The sequence below is a fragment of the Rhodanobacter hydrolyticus genome, assembly GCF_044904645.1.
Genome location: NZ_JADIKK010000008.1, coordinates 586842 through 605933, shown reverse-complemented (window position 1 = coordinate 605933; position 19092 = coordinate 586842). Strand labels below are relative to the sequence as shown.

Annotated in this window: 16 protein-coding genes and 1 tRNA gene; 7 read left to right on the top strand and 10 right to left on the bottom strand. The window is 64.4% G+C overall.

Features of this window, described 5'->3' with window-relative positions:
- Window positions 1-201 precede the first annotated feature (201 nt).
- Both ISP25_RS05120 and ISP25_RS05115 read left to right on the top strand, forming a co-directional pair.
- A tRNA-Ser gene (locus ISP25_RS05120) sits at window positions 202-291 on the top strand.
- Window positions 292-373: 82 nt separating this feature from the next.
- Window positions 374-940, top strand: coding sequence for a DUF6538 domain-containing protein (locus tag ISP25_RS05115; RefSeq protein WP_404612197.1), 567 nt, complete (start codon window positions 374-376; stop codon window positions 938-940).
- Between the two features lie 92 nt (window positions 941-1032).
- Here ISP25_RS05115 and ISP25_RS05110 read toward each other — a convergent pair whose 3' ends face one another.
- Complete coding sequence (locus tag ISP25_RS05110) at window positions 1033-2937, bottom strand: DUF7380 domain-containing protein (RefSeq protein WP_450088473.1); 1905 nt, start codon at window positions 2935-2937, stop codon at window positions 1033-1035.
- 515 nt (window positions 2938-3452) lie between these two features.
- Window positions 3453-4010, bottom strand: a complete 558-nt coding sequence (locus tag ISP25_RS05105; protein ID WP_404612193.1) for a DUF1579 family protein — start codon at window positions 4008-4010, stop codon at window positions 3453-3455.
- Between the two features lie 145 nt (window positions 4011-4155).
- Here ISP25_RS05105 and ISP25_RS05100 point away from each other — a divergent pair, with 145 nt between their 5' ends.
- Entirely contained in the window at window positions 4156-5145 is a 990-nt protein-coding gene (locus ISP25_RS05100) for a GlxA family transcriptional regulator (protein ID WP_404612191.1), read from the top strand.
- A 143-nt stretch (window positions 5146-5288) separates the two neighbouring features.
- On the opposite strand, the gene ISP25_RS05095 is transcribed toward ISP25_RS05100, so the two are convergent.
- From ISP25_RS05095 to ISP25_RS05070, 6 genes are all read right to left on the bottom strand, one after another.
- Window positions 5289-6692, bottom strand: coding sequence for an FAD/NAD(P)-binding protein (locus tag ISP25_RS05095; RefSeq protein ID WP_404612189.1), 1404 nt, complete (start codon window positions 6690-6692; stop codon window positions 5289-5291).
- A 36-nt stretch (window positions 6693-6728) separates the two neighbouring features.
- Window positions 6729-7223 (bottom strand): cysteine dioxygenase, encoded by a 495-nt coding sequence (locus ISP25_RS05090; RefSeq protein ID WP_404612187.1) that lies wholly within the window; start codon window positions 7221-7223, stop codon window positions 6729-6731.
- 412 nt (window positions 7224-7635) lie between these two features.
- Entirely contained in the window at window positions 7636-8097 is a 462-nt protein-coding gene (locus tag ISP25_RS05085) for a glycine zipper 2TM domain-containing protein (RefSeq protein WP_404612185.1), read from the bottom strand.
- Between the two features lie 119 nt (window positions 8098-8216).
- Window positions 8217-9425, bottom strand: a complete 1209-nt coding sequence (locus ISP25_RS05080) for a cation:proton antiporter (protein WP_404612183.1) — start codon at window positions 9423-9425, stop codon at window positions 8217-8219.
- Between the two features lie 60 nt (window positions 9426-9485).
- Window positions 9486-10955, bottom strand: coding sequence for an MFS transporter (locus ISP25_RS05075; RefSeq protein ID WP_404616272.1), 1470 nt, complete (start codon window positions 10953-10955; stop codon window positions 9486-9488).
- 138 nt (window positions 10956-11093) lie between these two features.
- Window positions 11094-11726, bottom strand: coding sequence for a phosphatase PAP2 family protein (locus ISP25_RS05070; RefSeq protein WP_192155296.1), 633 nt, complete (start codon window positions 11724-11726; stop codon window positions 11094-11096).
- 118 nt (window positions 11727-11844) lie between these two features.
- On the opposite strand from ISP25_RS05070, the gene ligA reads away from it, so the two are divergent.
- The 3 genes from ligA to gloA2 are packed head-to-tail and all read left to right on the top strand — an operon-like array spanning window position 11845 to window position 15592.
- Window positions 11845-14232, top strand: a complete 2388-nt coding sequence (gene ligA / locus ISP25_RS05065; RefSeq protein WP_404612181.1) for an NAD-dependent DNA ligase LigA — start codon at window positions 11845-11847, stop codon at window positions 14230-14232.
- Window positions 14229-15194 carry an EF-P lysine aminoacylase EpmA gene (gene epmA / locus ISP25_RS05060; RefSeq protein ID WP_404612179.1) on the top strand — a complete coding sequence of 322 codons (966 nt, stop codon included), beginning with the start codon at window positions 14229-14231 and terminating at the stop codon, window positions 15192-15194. The genes ligA and epmA overlap by 4 nt, the downstream gene beginning before the upstream one ends.
- Before the next feature lie 14 nt (window positions 15195-15208).
- Entirely contained in the window at window positions 15209-15592 is a 384-nt protein-coding gene (gene gloA2 / locus ISP25_RS05055) for an SMU1112c/YaeR family gloxylase I-like metalloprotein (protein ID WP_404612177.1), read from the top strand.
- A 57-nt stretch (window positions 15593-15649) separates the two neighbouring features.
- On the opposite strand, the gene aqpZ is transcribed toward gloA2, so the two are convergent.
- Window positions 15650-16351, bottom strand: coding sequence for an aquaporin Z (aqpZ, locus tag ISP25_RS05050; protein ID WP_404612175.1), 702 nt, complete (start codon window positions 16349-16351; stop codon window positions 15650-15652).
- A 211-nt stretch (window positions 16352-16562) separates the two neighbouring features.
- Here aqpZ and ISP25_RS05045 point away from each other — a divergent pair, with 211 nt between their 5' ends.
- On the top strand, window positions 16563-17870 hold the full coding sequence (locus ISP25_RS05045) for an MFS transporter (protein ID WP_404612173.1): 1308 nt from the start codon (window positions 16563-16565) through the stop codon (window positions 17868-17870).
- A gap of 406 nt (window positions 17871-18276) precedes the next feature.
- Here ISP25_RS05045 and ISP25_RS05040 read toward each other — a convergent pair whose 3' ends face one another.
- Window positions 18277-18963 carry a DUF2461 domain-containing protein gene (locus ISP25_RS05040; RefSeq protein ID WP_192155310.1) on the bottom strand — a complete coding sequence of 229 codons (687 nt, stop codon included), beginning with the start codon at window positions 18961-18963 and terminating at the stop codon, window positions 18277-18279.
- Between the last annotated feature and the right edge of the window lie 129 nt (window positions 18964-19092).

Genomic DNA, 19092 nt, shown 5'->3' with positions numbered 1-19092 from the left:
CGTGCCGGCTGCCGGCACGCGAGCAACCAGCGGAACAATCCGGAGAGATGGCCGAGTGGTTTAAGGCAGCAGTCTTGCTCGCGGAGGCAGGAAGCCGAAGCGAACAGCGGCGAAGCCGCTGGCCCGAAGGGCGAGGGACGGGAAGTCCCGAGTAAAACTGGCGTAGAGCCATGCGCAGCATGGCTGGCGGCACGACAATCCGGAGAGATGGCCGAGTGGTTTAAGGCAGCAGTCTTGAAAACTGCCGTAGGTGTAAGCCTACCGTGGGTTCGAATCCCACTCTCTCCGCCAAACCTCACGAAAAGCCCTTTTTTAAGGGCTTTTTTGTGAACTGAGAGAAACGGCGCTTGGTCAAGTCGGTTGGTCAACAACCATGCGGCTTGCACACCATCTGTTGCGTCACACCTCAGGCGTTTTTCACTTCCGCCTGGTGGTCCCCAGAGACCTTCAAGGCTTCCTGGGGTTGCGGATCATCAAGCGATCCCTCCGCACCCGAGATCCCAAGCTGGCCCGGTGGTGGGCTTACATCCTCGGTGCGCGTTATGCTCAGATCTTCGCCAGGGCACGGGATGAGGGGATCTCGATGGTCAAGGAACGGCGCGCCAAAGATCTGCCGGAGCAACCGGCCCGCAAGCGTTCAGTGGTCCTACGAACCGGTGCTGGCAACGAGCTTGTTGATTACGACTGTGAGATCCGCCCGGATGGCTCGATGCGGGTTGAGGCCTCCGATGCGGCGGACCACGAACGGCTGATTGAGGCGATCCGCGAAGGGAGCGTCGGCAGCATTCGGGACCGTCCACATGTATGTCGTGGAGGAAAGCAAGGCAAACGAGCTCCCCTTGATCTACAACAGTGTCCAAGAGGCGATGTTGGAGCTAAGAGGGATGTTTCCTGCACGACGCCCCCAGGTTGTCAGCAGGATGGATATGGTTTCCTCTGATCCGTAAGCTGGCTGTTGGCGAGGGGTTTGGCGAGCCAGGAGGGGAGTGCCGGTCCAGCCCTGGCGGAGCAGTCGGCTCTCGAGGCCGGCATCTAGATCTCTCCCGCGGCATCGCTAACTGAAACTCCATCCTCAGCCGCCGGCTCCTGGCTGTCTGTGCCAACACGAAGCTGTTTGTAACGATCAAAAAGTGGCAATAGGCAGAGATGCAAGATCAGCCAGCAGGCGTAGATTGCGTCGGGCATGTAGGGGGTTTGATCGTGCATCGTGCCATGAGCAACAGCGTGCCTGAGGCAGGGGCCCGAGCGAGCCAGAAACACCCTGTCTATGTCTCCGGTGATGGCGTCCCCGAAGATGTCGTCCAGCTCTTTGCGCAGGTTCTTAAACAGCTGGGTAATCGTCATGTCTTCTTGGGTGCCTGCTTCTTCATCATGGCGCACAACATCGACGTCGTGCCCTTTGAGCACATAAACCAAGGAGGCTTCAAGGAGCGGCGTCAAGATGGAGAGAGCAGTGGTCATGTCGCCGTGGAAGAACGCCGTTAGGCCACGAGCGTATGTCCGGCTCAGATCGGTAGGGACGAAGGGACTTTCCCTACACAGAGGCAAGATGTCTCCTTCGCTGATCGGGAAATGGCTCGCCAGATTGCGAATGACAATCTTGATTTGTCCTTCGACGACTACTTGTCTGTGTATTTCCTCCTGTTTGGCGATCTGATGTTCCAAAGCCTCCGGAGACTCTTGTCCAGGGCTGGCTCCGGGCGCACGGAACCGCACATATCCATCGGCGTCATGTTGTTGAACTCCGAACATGGCGGTCAAAGGGTGGTCAACTATGTTGCGACGGGCCTCGGTCGTTAAGTCGGATATGGACTTCGGCCGATTGATGGCGGCCAGAAGAAACAGCCCGTCGAGAAGGGTTACCCCGTTCGTGTGCTCGGTTGTCCATTCGATGAGTTTGGTGAGATCAGCTGGGTGCTCAAATACGCCCATCTCATCTTCCGCGGCTGCTTGCATTCGGATGAGATCAATGCGCAGGTCTCGTTTCCGATCCTTGGCTGCGGGTGAGCGTAGCCCCCGAAGAAGGTTAATGGCCTCTTGAAGGAAGTGTGATGCAGAAAAGGCCTGATTGATGGAGTTGGCATGCGCCACCATGGCTTCGCTTGCCTGCATCATGCATCGGTCATGCCCGTCAGTGTCTTTGGCTCGCCTCCAAGCTTTTGCAGCCAGAACCAATGCATCGGTGGTGATGTGTGGACCGCCTTCGCCTTGCTGGGTTGCCGCTTGCTCAATGCGTCCGGCATAAGCCGCCGGGTCCCCGAGCTCAAAGTCATAAGCAAGGGTCAGCATTGCAAGAAGCGCCCTTGGATTGCCTTTTGCCTCAAACTGATCGGCGGCATCGAAAATGAAAGCTTCTAGTTCGCCGAGTTCTGGATCGGCTGGCCGGAGCTGCATGCATATTTGTAATCCGCGTCGGAGCGCTTTCTGCAAGGTCAAGATCCAAACACCAGGGACTTGACCGTCCGTGGCGTCAGCGATCATGCCATCACACAATCCTCTGGCAGTCGCAAGATAAGCCGCAGCCGCCTGATGACCTGTCTGCACCAGGTTTCTTTGAAGAAACCAAGCGATGTCACATAGCCTGGCTCGTATGACAGGATTGGTTGCTCGGCAGCCCAGGCGCTCCAATACCGAAATGCTTTCCCCTTTCCAGTCAGAGGGGATGGCGGTTCGCCTGTCTCCCATCTGCATCATGGCTCCGTAGGGGTCCTTGGGTAAGTTGAGCCGGTCGTGCATCTGCAACGCGGCCGCGAGCGTGGCCAGCACGCGAGCACGTGGTTCGGACCGCTCGTCCGGGGAAGATGTCAGCTCGTCTTGATAGAGCCGTCCCAGGTTGTGTGGCGACGCTTCGGTTGCAGTAGCTTGTGGTAGTGAGAAATCGAAGGCATCAGCATCGTCAAGGGACGCCTGAGCCCAAGGAGCGGGAGGTTCCGTCACTGGTTCGGTTCCGACAAAAGGACTTTGACGTGATCCTACATAGATACACGGCTGGAACCCATCCGTGCGGAGACGGTGATCGGCGGGAGGATTGCCGGTCCTTTACATTGGCGATAGCCTTCCCCCACTTGGTCAACTTCGGAGGTCAACCTTTCCGACCTGACCAGGCGCCGCGGGCGTTGGTGGAGCGGGAAGTTACTCACTCACAACTCTCTCCGCCAAAACTGCAAACCCCCTGTTTTTACAGGGGGTTTTGCTTTTCTGAGGATGGGATTGTCGCTACACATATCGCTCCACAGCGAGCCGATATGCGCGTCCCAAACTACCTGCGCCTTGCACCCTCAGGCATCCGGCATTTTCGCCAGAGGCCGTCCTCGCACCAGGCATGCAGGACGGGCAAGGTCGAAATCACCCTTAGTCTTTACGCACGAGACCTGCTGACAGCTCAGATCGGTCGACAAGGCGGAAGAACACGTAACTGCAGGCGCCAGCACGTTGACCAATCGTTGCCGAACTCAACGATTTGAATTGCGCACGGTTGCTCTGACGTCCTTGACGCCCTCGCCCTGAGCCAGCGTCGCCCAGTGAACATTGTCGCTGGACAATTCGATACGCACGGTTACTTGAGTCGGTGATACGTAGTGGTAAATAACACGATAGGTCTTTTTGTCGGCGTTACCGTAATGTGTCCACGTGTTACCGGCGATGGTCATGCGCGCGATGAAAGGGTCGGCACCGCCGTTATCAGAGTCGAACATTTCGTAGTGCCAATAACTCTTGTCGCTGTAGTTGTAGGTACTTACAGCCTGCGACTTTACGACCTTGTCGGGCCAGTTCATGGTGAAACTGCATGACATGAAGGCATGGTTTGCAGACCATTCGCACTCTTCCAGCCACGTCCATTTGCCGGCTTTTTGATCAGCCGTCGCCAAGTTCTCTCCATGGTACTGCCAGGTACCGGAAGCGATGTCCAAAGGCTGAAGCTCGGGAGTGAGAGTCGGAGCGTCGGCAGCATATGCGTGCGCCGTTACGGCCAGTGCGGCGAGGGTCGCGAAAATCGATAAGTGATTCATAATTCATCCTTCAAAGTTAGGCTCACACTCATCATCGATGAGCAGCTATCCGACGCATCATGCGACAACGTCTGATTGGAATGAGACCTTGACGACTCCGCTTCCGTAGCGCAACGCTAATCAACCCTCCTTTTCTGCCACGCCGATGCCTTCCGCGAAAATCGTTGCATTCGTACTGTTCGAGGACGCACTGGCTCTCAATATCGCCGGACCCGCCGAAGTATTCGGCAGCGCCAATCGGTTATCGGGTGAAAGTTCGCCGCTTTACGAGTTGATCTACCTGTCTACAGCAGGCAATTTGGTACGCACGTCGTCCGGCGTCGCAATCCAGACGCGATCGCTTGCATCGGTCAATGTGCACGAGTTGGACACTGTGATCGTAGTCGGCGGCGTTACGGTTGCCGAGGCGATGCGCGACACGGTGCTCGTCGAATGGATAGCGCACGCTTCTACCATCGTGCGGCGCACCTGCAGTGTTTGCACTGGCGCTTTTCTATTGGCTTCGGCACGTCTGCTTGATGGGCGCCGTGCCGTGACGCACTGGGCATCGGTCGATGAATTGCTCGCACAATTTCCGGCTGTACAAGTGCAGCTCGATCCCATCTATGTCAACGACGGAAACATCTGGACGTCCGCCGGCATCTCGGCGGGCATCGATCTGGCGTTAACCCTGGTAGAAGTCGATCACGATCGCCGGCTGAGTCTTGCTGTTGCCAAAGACCTCGTCGTTTTCCTGCATCGACCCGGCGGGCAGGCACAATTCAGCCGTACCTTGGCCACTCAGGCTGGTGCAGGTACGCACAAACTCAAGTCGCAGCTCGAAACCCTGCATGTCTGGATCGTCGAGCATCTCGACGAAGAGCTCAGCATCGAACGTCTGGCCGCTCGCATGAAAATGACGCCACGTACCTTCGCGCGCAAATTTGTCGACCAGTACGGCCGCACACCCGCCAAGCTGATCGAAGACCTTCGCCTGGAGACAGCCTGCCGCCATCTCGAGGAGAACCACATTGCCATCAAGCAGATTGCCTTCCTTTGCGGGTTCGGGGACGAGGAACGCATGCGGAGAGCCTTCATGCGGCGCTTGCGTGTGCCACCTGCGAGCTATCGGGAGCAGTTCGCTGCCGCTATATAGCATCTGTAGCGTCCCCGTTGATTCGAGCCCGCCAGAAGTAGAATTTTCGCGCTGAGACACCGTTTGCACCGCCTTGTCTTCAGGGCCGCCGAAAATCCTTTTGCCACTCCTCTTCGTGAAAACAATCGATCTGATATCTCCAGTCAGCCCACGACAAGCAACTCGGGCAATTCGTCGCAATCCGCTCGCGACGTGTTCAATCGAGTCGCCAATGCATCGGCAGCGACGCGGATTTCCGGCATCGCCGTACATTCCCAGAGATTGCCCCTAAGCAGCGATCCGATGGCATGAAGTCCCGGCTGTATCTCGCCAGCCGCATTGATCAGTCGCCCGTCCGGTTCGGCCAGTACGCCGAGCTGCAATGGATCGGCCGACGCGAGCCCGTCACGCAGCAGACCCGACACCAGGGAGTGTTCGGCGAAGGCAGCTGCGGTGTCCAGGCCTGTGGCCTGCACCACGACATCCGACTGCAGGGTGGTCACGAGCTGGTTGTCGCGGGATCGAACCGTCACATCGAGCGGGCCTTCGCCATCCACGTCGAGCACGCGGGCGGCATGGATCTGCAATCGCCCTTCGTCGCGCAGTTGCTGGATGATCTCGGCCGATTGCGGCGGCACACGATGGCGCGCCGATTCCCACAACCAGCGCGCGTGCCGCAAGAACTGTTTGCGCTGGCGCGGCGTGAAGGTCTGCCAGAGTTTCGCGTTGATCGGGCGCATGCCGTCGATCACGCTGCGCCAGTCGACGTGCGGGTGCTCGTGGAAGGTGCGCCGGATCTCGGCGAGTACGGGCGCCGGCCCGTCGCATGCCAGCAGCATGGCGTTGAGTTCGGCCTGTTGCGGGAACGGATCGATGGGAAGCGCCGGATGCACGAACGGCGGCAAGCCGTGGCGCGAGACGGCGACCAGTTCCACGTCTGGCCAGCGGATGGAGGCCGAGATCACGGTATCGATGGCGGTCAGCCCGGTGCCGATCACGATGAGCCGACGCGGACGGTTCGGACGCGCGGTGAGGCTCCACGGATCCAACACGTAGGCACCGCTGCCGAGCGCGCGCTTCGAAACCGTCCGCAACGGACGCGGGGGAAGCGCGCCCAAGGCCAGGACCACCCGCCCGGCGGTCAAGGTGCCGCCATTGTCGAGGACGATCTCGTAGCCGTTGGCGGAGGGCTGGATGCCCGAGGCGGTGGCGGGAACGATGGCGAAGCGCCGGCCGTGCTGTTCCGCGTTGCGTATGCGCCTGTCCAGTTGCGATTCGATGTACTCGCCAAACAGCTGGCGCGGCAGGAAGTCGGTGGGCCTGGAGCCGGCGTGGCTCCTTGCGCTGTATTCGACGAAGCTCTCGTCCGCGTCCGGGTACAGGCTCATGCCGGCCGCCCGCACGTTCAGCAGGTGATGATCGTGCGACGTGCCATAGGCGACGCCGCGTCCGATGCGGGGCGTGCTTCCGGTCACCCAGTGCACAGCGTCCGATGTGTCGCGTGAAAGGAGGGCGCCGAACAGCGCCGCTCCGGCCGCGCCGCCGCCGATGATTGCGATATCCGGCATGGTCAAGATCTCTGGTAGGGAAAGGGAGGGGGACGCCTACGCGAGCGTCGTACTTTCGCGCACGGCCTGATGCAGCTCGCTGGACCATTGCCCATGGTCGTGGATGAAGCTGCGATAGCGGTTCAGTTCGCCGCCGTATACGTGCAGGGAAAGCGCCTGGCGGTTCCTGGAGAGGTTGCGGCATCGATGCGCATAGTCGGCCTGGGAAAACGCGACGTGGTCGCCGACACCCACGATCCGGCTGTGATCGCGCTCCAGGTGGATGGTGGGTTGCGGGAGGAGCTGGAAGGATTCCACTTCCAGCACGCCGTCGAGCACGAATTCCATGCCCCACAAGCCGTCGTGGTCGTGGATCGGCGTCGCATGGCCCGGCGGCCACAGGATCAACAGCGCTTCATAGCCGTGCGCCTCGTCCGCGCCGAGCGGCAGCCGTCGATAGGACGGTGTCTCTGATGCGGGAGAAAGTCCGGCGGCCTGCGGGCAACCGGGCCATGCCGCAACCTGCGAAAGCTCGCCGGCAAGATGGTTCACGTCGATTTGCCCCTGCCGGACCACGCATCTTTCAATGGTTGCGAGAACCCGCTCGTTCCACGCGTGGATGGATGGTGTGAGTGCGTCGTACATCGGTGCCTCCGGTGCTGGCGTGCTCGGATTCCAGAAAACCACGGGAGGCGTTAAGCATCCGCTAGAGCGGAATGGCCAAATCGCAGATCGTTATGCACTCGGAGGCATAGGCGGCATGCTTGTGCAGCCACGGAGAAGATGGTCGGCAGCATCTGCTCGAAGGGTGACGGGCAAATTGCGATACAAGGTGCCGTCTGGCTGGCCTCACCGGGTTCATCTGTCACTGGCCACAGAAGGCTGCCTGAGCAACCACGCACGAGTCCCGCTCAAACAGAACGCCCCGGTCAGGGCGTTCTGTTTCGATGCGGTTTGGCAACGCTTACTGGATTCGCGTGATGTTCCCTTTCTGGTCCACCTGCACCAAGTCGCCCTGGCGGATCGCGCTGGCGTCCCTTACCTGGACGTTCTGGTAGCTGCCGTTGCCCATCCTGATGCGCACGACCCAGCTGGTGCTGCTGCCGGTGTTGTTGCCGATCGCGTTGCCGGCGAAGCCGCCGCCCACGGCGCCGCCCACGGTGGCGAGCTTCTTGCCGTTGCCCTTGCCGACCTGGTTGCCGAGCACGCCGCCGGCGATGGCGCCGATGATCGCGCCGGCGGTGCCGTGACCGCCGCCCTGGGTGATGTTCTGTTCCACGCTCTGCACGGTGCCGCACTGGTCGCAACGCAGATAGATGCCGTCGTTGCGCACGAGCACGCCGTTGCTTTGCGCGGCGGCGGTGCCGCTGGCGGCGACGCCGAGCACGGCGGTGAAAGCGACAGCGAGCAGGGATTTGATGCTCATGGGAGAACCTCCTTGGGTGAGTGGCGAATCGGTGCTGGCGGTCGCAAGTTTATGCCGTTGCCGCCCTCCTGTGGCGTGAACGAGATTGCATGCCGCGATGGACAGCGAGCATTCCAGCGTCATCGTGGAGGCGTGTCCGTGCTGTCCGTGCCGGCGTCTGCCGGCGTGTGACGCAACAGCCACGCGAGCACCGGCGGCGTCACCATCGCGGTGAGCAGGGACATCGCCACGATGATCGCGTAGACGCGGTTGTTGAACACGCCGGCAGCGAGGCCGAGACTGGCGATCACCACGCCTACTTCGCCACGCGGCACCATGCCGAAGCCCACGATGGCGGCGGCGCGCCGGCCCAGCGGCAGCGCGCCCAGTCCACCGCCGATCAGCTTGGAGGCGACGGCGATCGCAGTGACGACCAGCAGCATCCACAACGCGTCGGCGCTGGCCAGTTCGTGCAGATCGATCTTGCTGCCGGTGACGACGAAAAAGAATGGTGTGAGCAAGGCCAGCAGCGGCTGGGTCTGCTTTTCCAGCATGTGCTGCTGGCGGGTTTCGGAGGCGATCATGCCGGCGAGGAAAGCGCCGATGATGGCGGCGAGACCGAACAGGGTGGAGACGTAGGCCAGCCCGAGGCACAGCGCCAACGCGATCAGCAACGGCGATTGCGCGTGGCGCGGCTTGTCCAGCCAGTGGGATTTGCGGCGCATCACCTGCGAGCCGCCCCAGCCGATCACCGCAATGAAGCCCACAGCTTCGAGCAGCACCAGCAGCAGGCGGCCGGTGTCGAAGCCTTCGCCGCCTTGCAGGGACACCACCACGCCGAGCAGCAGCATGGCGAGGATGTCGTCGATCACGGCGGCGCCGAGGATCACCTTGCTCTCCATGCGCTGCAGCGCGCCCAGTTCCTGCAGCACGCGCGCGGTGATGCCGGCCGAAGTGGCGACGAAGGCGGCGGCCACGAACATGGCCTTGTCCCAGCCGAAGCCGCTGCCGTGCGCCCACAGCGCACCCATGCCGAACGGCACCAGCACGCCGATCACGCCGACCAGCAAGGCGGTCTTGCCGACCTTCTTCAGATCGTCCAGCCGCGTTTCCAGGCCCACCGAGAACAGCAGCAACACCACGCCGATCTCGGCCAGCACGTCCAGCGGCGTGCCGGTGGCGACCTGTTCCGGCGCGATCCAGCCGAGCAGGGAAGGGCCGACCACGCAGCCCGCGGCGATTTCTCCCACCACACCGGGCAGTTTCAGCCGCTGCGCGATTTCACCGCCGACCTGCGCGGCGACGAACACGATGAACAGGGTGAGCAGGATGTCGCTGGCGTGGTGCATGCGGCGCGTCCGGGCGAGGGCATTGCCGCATGCTATCGCGTTGCCGTGCGGTGGCGATGCTCAGGGCGTGGCGGCAAGTGCCTCGGGCTGCCGGTTCTCGCGCAACTGGCCGAACACGCGGCTGGCGGCGGCGGTGACCACGGCCAGCAACACCACCGTCCAGCGGAACGCGACCACGAAATCGTGCGGCTCATGCCCGCGCAGCAGCGCCTGCATCAGCAGGGTGGAAAGCGCGATGCCGAAGCTCATCGCGAGGTACTGCACGGTGGACGCCATCGACGAGGCCATCGATGCGTGCTTGATGTCCAGATCGTTGTAGATCAGCGTGTTCATCACCGTGTACTGCAGGCCGGCGAAGGCGCCGTAGGCAAAGGTGAACACAGCGATCAGCCAGCCCGGCGTGCCCTGTCCGAACAGCGCGAACGCGGCCAGCAGCAAGGCCACCATCAGGGTGTTGCCCAGCAGCAGGCGGCGATAGCCGAAATGCACCAGCGCGCGGTTGACCGCCCACTTCGCGGCGATCGAGCCCAGCGCCTGCGGCACCATCATCAGGCCCGCCGCCAAGGGCGACCAGCCGCAACCCACCTGCAGGAACAGCACCAGCAGCAGGAACATGCCGGAGATGCCCAGGCGGGTGAACAGGCCGCCGGCCAGCGCCACCCACACGCTGCGGACCCGCAGCAGGGAAAGATCGGCCACCGGGTACGCGGTACGCCGGCTGTGCCACACATAGACCACGCCGAGCAGCAGGGCGATGCCGCTGCAGGCGGCCATCTCGGACCACGGCACCGGATCGGCGCCGGCCAGTTCCGACGCGGCGAGCAGCAGCGCGGAGGCGATGGCGAACAGCAGGAAACCCACGAGGTCGAAGCGATTGGCGCGTTCGAGCCGGTATTCGGGCATGTCGCGCCGGTTCATCCACATGCCGGCGATCGCCACCGGCACGTTGACCAGGAAGATCAGTCGCCAGGTGGTGTATTCCACCAGCGCGCCGCCCAACAACGGACCCAGCACCGAACCGAGCAGGCCGAAGGTGGCCACCGTGCTCATCGCGCCCACGAATTCGCGCTTGTCGATGCTGCGCACCAGCACGTAGCGTCCCACCGGCATCAGGGCCGCGCCGCCTACGCCCTGCAGCACGCGCGCCGCCACCAGCTGGGGCAGCGTCTGCGATACGCCGCACAACAGCGAGCCCACGCCGAACAGCACGATGGCACCGCCGAACACCCGGCGCGTGCCGAAGCGGTCGCACAGCCACGGACTGGTCGGAATCAGGATCGCCAGCGTCAGCACGTAGCTGGTCAGCGCGCTGCGCATGCCCAGCGGCGTTTCCTTCAGAGCCTCGGCCATCGCCGGCACCGCGGTATTGACCACGGTGGAATCGAGCGACTGCATGAAGAAGGCCGCCGCCACCAGCCACAGCAGTCCGCGGTAGCGTTCGCGCGAAGAGATTGCGGGTGCCGCCTCGACCGCGGTTGCTGTGGCGACAGCATCGGCTTGGTCGGAGGGCTCGGCGTCGTGCAGGGACATTGCGCGCATGATAGCTGCTGCGACAGGTTGCCTGCGGTCACGCCCCTGCGCGGAGTCAGCGGAGTTTCATCGTCCACGGTCGCGGGGGCGGCATGCCCGTGGCTGTGCCGCGTGTTTCCGCACGATGCGTGGCAGCCATCACGGGCCGGGTTTGAAGTGGTGCACGAAGCCGACCTGGAAGCCGCCCGGCAACCAGCCGATGAGCAGCGACGATTTCCGGTGCGCGGTCCAGATGCCCACGCCCGCGCCCAGCGCGGCGCCGGCCAGCACGTCGGTCTGCCAGTGGCCGCGCGTCTTCATGCGCGCCACTGCGTCGTAGGCGGGCAACAGCGCCAGCGCATAGACCGCAGGATGATCGGGGCCGTAGTTCACCATGAACGGCGTCACCGCGGCGGTGATCGCGGTGACCTCGCCGCTGGGGAAGCTCTGTGCGTGGGTGCCTTCGAAGAAGCGGTTCGGATCGGACGTCTGCGAAGGGCGCTCGCGCTGAAACGTGTATTTCAGCGCCTGCGCACCCAGGCCGGAAATCACCATCGCGTCCACCGAGCGCCAGAACGTGTCGCCCAGCTTGTCCTGGTCGCCGAAGGCCAGCGCGCCACCGGCTACCGTCACGATGGAGCCGTACATGAGAATGTTCTGGTTGCTGCGCTTCCAGATGCCGCTGTTGTCGTAATGCAGGCGGTGGTCGATGCCGAGCGGGCCGCCGCTGGCGAAAGCCGGAGCAGGCAGGGTGAAGGCGAGCAGCAACAGTGCGAGACGTGTCGTGCGCATGGGATGCCTCCCTGGCGGCCGGGGGACGTGGCCGCCGGAGGTTCAGGCTACGCTCCAAGGCTTTTGATTCGCTTATGCCGACCGTCCGCCACGGCGTGCGGATCGCTAAACTGCGTCCATGAGCGCATCTCCCGTCCCCGCCGACAGCAAGACCCGTGCCGCCGACCTGCGCGAGCGCATCGAACAGGCCAACCACCGCTACCACGTGCTCGACGACCCGGCGATCACCGATGCCGAATACGATCGCCTGATGCGCGAGCTGGAAGCGCTGGAGGCGGCACATCCCGAACTGGCCACGCCGGATTCGCCCACCCGGAAAGTGGGCGCGCGCGCCAGCGGAGGTTTCGCCGAGGTGCGGCACGCGATGCCGATGCTGTCGTTGTCGAATGCCTTCGAGCAGCCGGGCGAGGACGAGCGGACCCGCTTCCACGAGGTGGCCGAGTTCGAACGGCGCATCGAACAGGCCCTGGATCGCAGCGAACCGCTGTTCTCGGTGGAGCCCAAGCTGGATGGCCTGGCGATCAGCCTGCGCTACGAGCGCGGCACGTTCGCGCAGGGTGCCACCCGTGGCGACGGCGAGACCGGCGAGGATGTCACCGCCAACCTGCGCACCGTGCGCGCGATTCCGTTGAAGCTGCGCGGCGCGGGCTGGCCCGAGGTATTGGAGGTGCGCGGCGAAGTGATCATGCTGCGCAAGGATTTCGAAGCGTTCAACGAGCACGCCCGTACGCAGGGCGAGAAGACCCTGGCCAATCCGCGCAACGGCGCGGCCGGTTCGCTACGCCAGCTCGATCCGGCGATCACCGCGAAGCGCAAGCTGAGCTTCTTCGCCTATGCGGTGGGCGTGGTGGAAGGCGGCGAACTGCCGCCCACGCATTCGGCCACACTGCAGCAACTGCGCGAATGGGGTCTCCCGGTGTCGCCCGAGGTGGGTACGGCGCGCGGCTTCGCGGGCCTGGTCGCCTACTTCAAGCGCATCGGCGCGAAGCGCGATAGCCTCCCTTACGACATCGACGGCGTGGTCTACAAACTGGACGACTATGCGGGGCAACGCGAGATGGGCTTCGTGGCGCGCGCGCCGCGCTGGGCGATTGCGCACAAGTTTCCCGCACAGGAACAGAGCACCACGGTCGAAGCGATCGAAATCCAGATCGGCCGCACCGGGGCCGCCACGCCGGTGGCCCGGCTGGCGCCGGTGCAGGTGGCCGGCGTCACCGTCACCAATGCCACCCTGCACAACGCCGACCAGGTGGCGCGGCTGGACGTGCGCGTGGGCGATACGGTGATCGTGCGCCGCGCGGGCGACGTGATTCCCGAAGTCGTGCGTGTGATACCCGAACAGCGTCCGCCGCACACGCGGCCGTGGGCGATGCCGGCGCATTGCCCGGTGTGCGGCTCGGCGCTGCTGCGCGAGGAAGGCGAAGCGGCCTACCGCTGCTCCGGCGGCCTGATCTGCGCGGCGCAGCGCAAGGAGGCACTGATCCACTTCGCCTCGCGCCGTGCGATGGACATCGACGGCCTGGGCGAGCGCTATGTCGATGCGCTGGTGGATTTCGGCTACGTGCATACGCCGGCCGATCTCTACCGGCTCACGCTGGACGATTTCCTGGAGATGAAGCGCCGCGCCGACGAGCGCGACGGCACCACGCCCGAGACGGTGAAGGCAGGCAAGATAGCCACCAAGTGGGCGGATAACCTGCTCGACGGCATCGCTGCCAGCAAGAGCACCACGCTGGCGCGCTTCCTGTTCGCGCTGGGCATCATGCACATCGGCGAGAGCACGGCGAAGACCCTGGCTGCGTGGCTGGGCCGGCTGGAGTTCGTGCGCAGCATGCCGGCGCCGGTGTTGCGCGTGTTGCCGGACATCGGCGGCGAGGTGGCTGCATCCATCGCCGGCTTCTTCGCGCAGCCGGGCAACCAGCGGGTGGTCGATGCGTTGCTTGCCGCCGGCATCCGTTTCGGCGACGAGGGCGAGCCTTCGCCCAAGCTGCGCGAAGGCCTGGACCTCGCCGTGCTGCTGGACATGGCGCGCGTCAACAAACTCGGCCCGAAAAGCACGGCGCTGCTGGCCGCGCAATATGCGACCTTGCAGCACCTGCTCGACGCGGGGCAGCCGCAGTGGATCACCGCGGGATTGCCGCAGGCGGCGGCAATCAATCTCGAAGCGTACCTGGCAGACGCGTCGCAACTGATGGCCCTGCACGAGGCGGAAGCGGCGATGCAACGCCTGCTCGATGCGATTCCGCGCTCGGCGCGTTCCGCCGCCCTTCCGCTGGAAGGCCAGACCGTGGTGCTTACCGGTACCTTGCCCACGATGAGCCGCGACCTGGCGAAGGAAAAGCTCGAAGCGCTGGGCGCGAAAGTCGCGGGCAGCGTCTCGAAGAAAACCGGCTTCGTGGTGGCCGGCGCCGAAGCCGGCTCCAAGCTGGACAAGGCCAACGAGCTGGGCGTGCCGGTGTGGGACGAGGCTCGGTTGCTGGCATTGCTGGCGGAGCACGGGGCATGACGGTCGAGACCTTTCCCCGCATGCCGGCCTTGCAGTTGCGCGCACGCGTCTACGCCCTGATCCGCAGCTTCTTCGCCGAGCGCAAGGTGCTGGAAGTGGAGACGCCGATCCTTTCCGCCGCCGGCAATACCGAGCCCAACATCGAGAGCTTCAGCACGCAGTTCAGCGGTCACGTCGATGCCGGCGCACGCGAGCGCTGGCTGCGCACCTCGCCGGAGTTTCCGCTGAAGCGCCTGCTCGCCACGGGCGTGGGCGACTGCTACGAGCTGGGCCGCGTGTTCCGCAACGGCGAGGCAGGCGGACGGCACAATCCCGAGTTCAGCATGCTGGAGTGGTATCGCGTCGGCTGGGACCATCGCCGCCTGATGCACGAAGCCATCGAACTGGTGGAAGCGGCGTTGGCGCTGCAAGGGACGCGCGCAGAGGTGTTGATCGTGGGCTATCGCCAGTTGTTCATCGACGAGCTGGGGCTGGATCCCGCACACGCGCCGGTCGACGACCTGTGCGCGCCGCTGGCGGAGCAGGGCATCGATCCGGCAGGGCTCACCCGCGACGACTGGCTGGACCTGCTGCTCACCCACAAGCTGCAGCCGCTGTTCCCGCGCAACCGCATCACGGTGATCCACGATTACCCGGCCAGCCAATGCGCACTGGCCAGGCTGCGCGCCGGCGACCCGCCGCTGGCCGAGCGTTTCGAGCTGTATCTCGGCCGATACGAGCTGGCCAACGGCTACCACGAATTGAACGATGCGTCGGAGCAGCGCGCCCGTTTCGCGCGGGACAACGCACGGCGCCGCGATCGCGGCCAGCGCGAGTTGCCCATGGACGAGCGACTGCTCGCCGTGCTCGACGCCCTGCCTGATTGCGCCGGCGTGGCGCTGGGCGTGGAGCGCCTGTTGATGTGCCTCGCCGGCACCGATGCCATCGCCGACGTGCTGGCCTTTCCTTTTTCGGAGGCCTGAGCGCGGCGGAGCCCTTGCTGCGCGGCGTCCATCATGTGGCCCTGATCTGCTCGGATTACCCGCGCTCGAAGGCGTTCTACAGCGAGGTGCTGGGTCTGCGCGTGGTGCGCGAGGTCTACCGCGAGGCGCGCGACTCGTGGAAGTGCGACCTGGAAGTCGGCGCCGGGGTGCAACTGGAACTGTTTTCCTTCCCGGGCGCGCCGCCGCGACCCTCATGGCCGGAGGCGCAGGGATTGCGCCACCTCGCCTTCGTGGTGGCCGACGTGGATGCCGCCGTGACGGAGTTGACGGCGCGCGGGGTGTCCTGCGAAGCGGTGCGGGTGGACGAATACACCGGCAAGCGCTTCGTCTTCTTCGCCGATCCGGACGGCCTGCCGATCGAGCTTTATGAGGCGTGAAACCGACACGCGGCCCTTGGGCCGCGTGCCTGTGGTGCTGCAGCGAGGCCGCGCCGCTTACTCGTCGTTGCCGCGCAGATAGCGGAAGACCAAGCCGCCGACGATGCCGCCGATGATCGGCATCACCCAGAAGAACCACAGCTGCTGTACCGCCCAGGTGCCTTGGAAAAAGGCCACCGCGGTCGAGCGCGCCGGGTTCACCGAGGTGTTGGTGACCGGGATGCTGATGAGGTGGATCAGGGTCAGCGCAAAGCCGATCGGGATGCCGGCGAAGCCCACCGCTGCGTTCCGGTGGGTGGTGCCCATGATGATGAACAGGAAGAAGGCGGTCATCACGATCTCGCACACCGCCGCGGCGCCCATCGAGTAGCCGCCGGGGGAGTGCTCGCCATAGCCGTTCGCGGCGAAGCCGCTGGCAGTGGCGTCGAAGCCGGCCTTGCCCGAGGCGATCAGGTACAGCACACCGCCGGCCACGAGTCCGCCGATCACCTGCGCCACGATGTAGGGGACCACTTCCTTCATCGGGAACCGGCCGCCGACGGCGAGGCCGCAGGTCACCGCAGGATTGAAGTGGCCGCCGGAGATATGGCCCACGGCATAAGCCATGGTCAACACGGTGAGGCCGAAGGCCAGCGCCACGCCGGCGAAGCCGATGCCCAGTTGCGGAAAGCCGGCGGCCAGCACCGCGCTGCCGCAGCCACCCAGTACCAGCCAGAACGTGCCGAAGAACTCGGCGGCCATGCGTTTGCCCAGATTCATCGAAAGCCCCTCCCGATTGCGTGGATGGACGTCGGCGTCGCGGTGGCGCGATGCCTGCCGGTCGGCTGGGCCGATGGCCGGGGGCGAACATCGTTTGCCCTTCCCCAGCAAGCGATTCCAGTCCGCGCGAGCATAGAGGAAAACGGTTGCGCGAAACGCCGCGTGGTGCGCTATGTTGCGGGCTCATTTACTGCAGGTCCCGGTTCCTCCAATGAGCGAAACCATCCCCTTGCCGGCGGCGCGCCCGCTGGATCGCCGCGACGCACGCACCTTGCTGCTTTCCGCCCTTGGCGGCGCGCTGGAGTTCTACGATTTCGTGGTGTTCGTGTTTCTCACGCAGCAACTGGGCGTGCTGTTCTTTCCGCATGGCACGGCGTCTTGGCTCGCGCAGATCAAGGTCTACGGCATCTTCGCGGCAGGCTACCTGGCGCGGCCGCTGGGCGGCATCGTGATGGCACACTTCGGCGACCGCTCGGGACGCAAGCGCATGTTCACGCTCAGCGTGTTCCTGATGGCATTGCCGACGCTGGCGATCGGCCTGCTGCCCACCTATGCGCAGGTCGGCATGCTGGCGCCGTTGCTGCTGCTGCTCTTGCGCATCGTGCAGGGCATCGCGGTAGGCGGCGAGGTGCCGGGCGCCTGGGTATTCGTGGCCGAGCACGTGCCGGCCGAGCGTGTGGGCTTCGCCTGCGGCAGCCTCACCGCGGGGCTGACTGCGGGCATCCTGATCGGTTCCTTGCTGGCGGCGTGGCTCAACGCGCGGCTGGCCCCCGCACAACTGCTGGAATGGGGCTGGCGGGTGCCGTTCCTGCTCGGCGGCGTATTCGGCTTCGCCGCGGTGTGGCTGCGCCGCTGGCTCAGCGAGACACCGGTGTTCGCGGAGATGCGCGAGCGCCAGCAACTGAGCCGCGAACTGCCATTGCGCGTGGTGCTGGCCGGGCACCGGCGCGGCGTCGTGGTGTCGATGCTGGTGACGTGGATGCTGACCGCTGCCATTGTGGTGTTGATCCTGATGCTGCCCACGCTGGCGCCGAAGGGCTTTGGCATTCCGCCGAAGCTGGCTTTCCTCGGCAATGCGCTGGCGGCTTGCGCGCTCACCGCAGGCTGCATGGTCTATGGCTGGCTGGCCGACCGATGCGGTGCCTTGTGGACCTTGCTGGCCGGCTCGCTGCTCTTGATCGCAGGCACCTGGGCATTGTTCGCCGACCTTGCCTCGGGCGGTGCGCATTTCCTGCCGCTGTACGCACTGGCCGGCCTGCTGGTGGGCGTGACCGGCGTGGTGCCGGTGGTGATGGTGCAGGTGTTCCCGCCGCCGGTGCGCTTCTCCGGCCTGTCGTTCTCGTACAACGTGGCCTATGCCGTGTTCGGCGCGGGCACTGCCGCGATGATCGGCTGGCTCGCCGTGCATGCCGGCCGCATGGCGCCGGCGTACTACGTAGTCATCACCGCGCTAGTAAGCGTGGCCGTCAGCTTGTGGATGATGCGTTACCAGAAGCGAGAACCGGGTGCCCACGGCTGAATCGCGCGGTCGGTGGTGCTGAGCGCCCGTTCCTCTTTCTCGAAGCCACCGCCAAGTCGAAGCATGGAACCCGTCCGGCTCTGATCATGCCCATGCTCGCCGGGGCAGGTGAACCTGCGGGCGTGCCGATGAAAGCCAGCATGAGTCCTCCGGGTCCGCTTACCGCATCCGCCGCGCGGTTCCTCGCTGTCGGAATGCATCAGGAGGCTGGACGCTGAGAACTCCTGAGTGACCTGCCCGAGCAATTGGGCTTTCGCCCCGTCATCCCGGCGCAGGCCGGGATCCAGTGGCGATCATGCTTGTGCAGGCCTTACGGCTGCCGGATGACCAGCTTCGCTGTTGTGAAGCTCCTACGGCCTGCGCCGGAATGACCGGAAAATCAGGGCTAGCCTGGAGGCGCGCAGCGTCAGAACTCCAGCTCCTGCGTGGCGCAGAGGTAATCCACCATCGGCGCCACGCGCTTGAAGCAGTCCACCGTCCACGGCAGCAGTTCGGTAGAGCAGGCCATGGCTTCGTCGAGGCCTTCGCCGGCGGCGAAATCCTTGCGCTTCAGGTCTTCGATCAACTCGTGGCCGGGGTCGAAGCCGTGCGGCGGGCGCTTCAGTGATTCGCCCCAGAATTGCAGGTGGTCACGGAAGGTTTTGCTCTGCGTGGCTTTCTTCCACGCGGAGGGATTGTCGGCGAGGAAGGCGCGGATCTTCTTCAACGCGTCGGATTCTGGATGCCACATGCCGCCGCCGGCGAAGCAGTCGCCAGGCTGGATGTGCAGGTAGAACGAAGGCGCGGGGATTTCGTGGCGGCGCTCGTGGAAGAAGCGCGAGCCTTGCCAGGGCTTGTACGGCAGCTTGTCGTTGGAGAAGCGCGTGTCGCGGAAGATGCGGAACAGCGAGCCGCCGTTCTTGCGTGGATCGGCGCGGTAGTGCGGGCTGATCTTCGCCAGCGGCGCCTGCATGTCGGTGATGAGCTGCAGGAAGGGCTCGCGCACGTGGCGCTCGTAGTCGTCCTTGTGCGCGTGGAACCACTCGCGGCTGTTGTTGCGGTCGAGTGCGCGCAGGAACTTGAACGTGGCGGGCGTGAAGTAGGCGTGTGGCATGGGCAGCGGGATCCGGTCGGTTGGCTTTTGATCGTCATTCCTGCGGAAGCAGGAATCCAGTGTCTTTGTGCCCGGTGTATAGGCGTGGGCGCTGGATGACTCGCTGCGCTCACCCCATCGGGGTCGCCC

Bases quoted from the DNA above. Each gene is read 5' to 3' on its own strand.
- ISP25_RS05045 (WP_404612173.1), top strand. From the start codon at position 16,563: ATGAGCGAAACCATCCCCTTGCCGGCGGCGCGCCCGCTGGATCGCCGC.
- ISP25_RS05115 (WP_404612197.1), top strand. From the start codon at position 374: ATGCGGCTTGCACACCATCTGTTGCGTCACACCTCAGGCGTTTTTCAC.
- ISP25_RS05075 (WP_404616272.1), bottom strand. From the start codon at position 10,955: ATGTCCCTGCACGACGCCGAGCCCTCCGACCAAGCCGATGCTGTCGCC.
- ISP25_RS05105 (WP_404612193.1), bottom strand. From the start codon at position 4,010: ATGAATCACTTATCGATTTTCGCGACCCTCGCCGCACTGGCCGTAACG.
- ligA (WP_404612181.1), top strand. From the start codon at position 11,845: ATGAGCGCATCTCCCGTCCCCGCCGACAGCAAGACCCGTGCCGCCGAC.
- ISP25_RS05100 (WP_404612191.1), top strand. From the start codon at position 4,156: ATGCCTTCCGCGAAAATCGTTGCATTCGTACTGTTCGAGGACGCACTG.
- ISP25_RS05095 (WP_404612189.1), bottom strand. From the start codon at position 6,692: ATGCCGGATATCGCAATCATCGGCGGCGGCGCGGCCGGAGCGGCGCTG.
- ISP25_RS05080 (WP_404612183.1), bottom strand. From the start codon at position 9,425: ATGCACCACGCCAGCGACATCCTGCTCACCCTGTTCATCGTGTTCGTC.
- ISP25_RS05070 (WP_192155296.1), bottom strand. From the start codon at position 11,726: ATGCGCACGACACGTCTCGCACTGTTGCTGCTCGCCTTCACCCTGCCT.
- ISP25_RS05040 (WP_192155310.1), bottom strand. From the start codon at position 18,963: ATGCCACACGCCTACTTCACGCCCGCCACGTTCAAGTTCCTGCGCGCA.
- epmA (WP_404612179.1), top strand. From the start codon at position 14,229: ATGACGGTCGAGACCTTTCCCCGCATGCCGGCCTTGCAGTTGCGCGCA.
- aqpZ (WP_404612175.1), bottom strand. From the start codon at position 16,351: ATGAATCTGGGCAAACGCATGGCCGCCGAGTTCTTCGGCACGTTCTGG.
- ISP25_RS05085 (WP_404612185.1), bottom strand. From the start codon at position 8,097: ATGAGCATCAAATCCCTGCTCGCTGTCGCTTTCACCGCCGTGCTCGGC.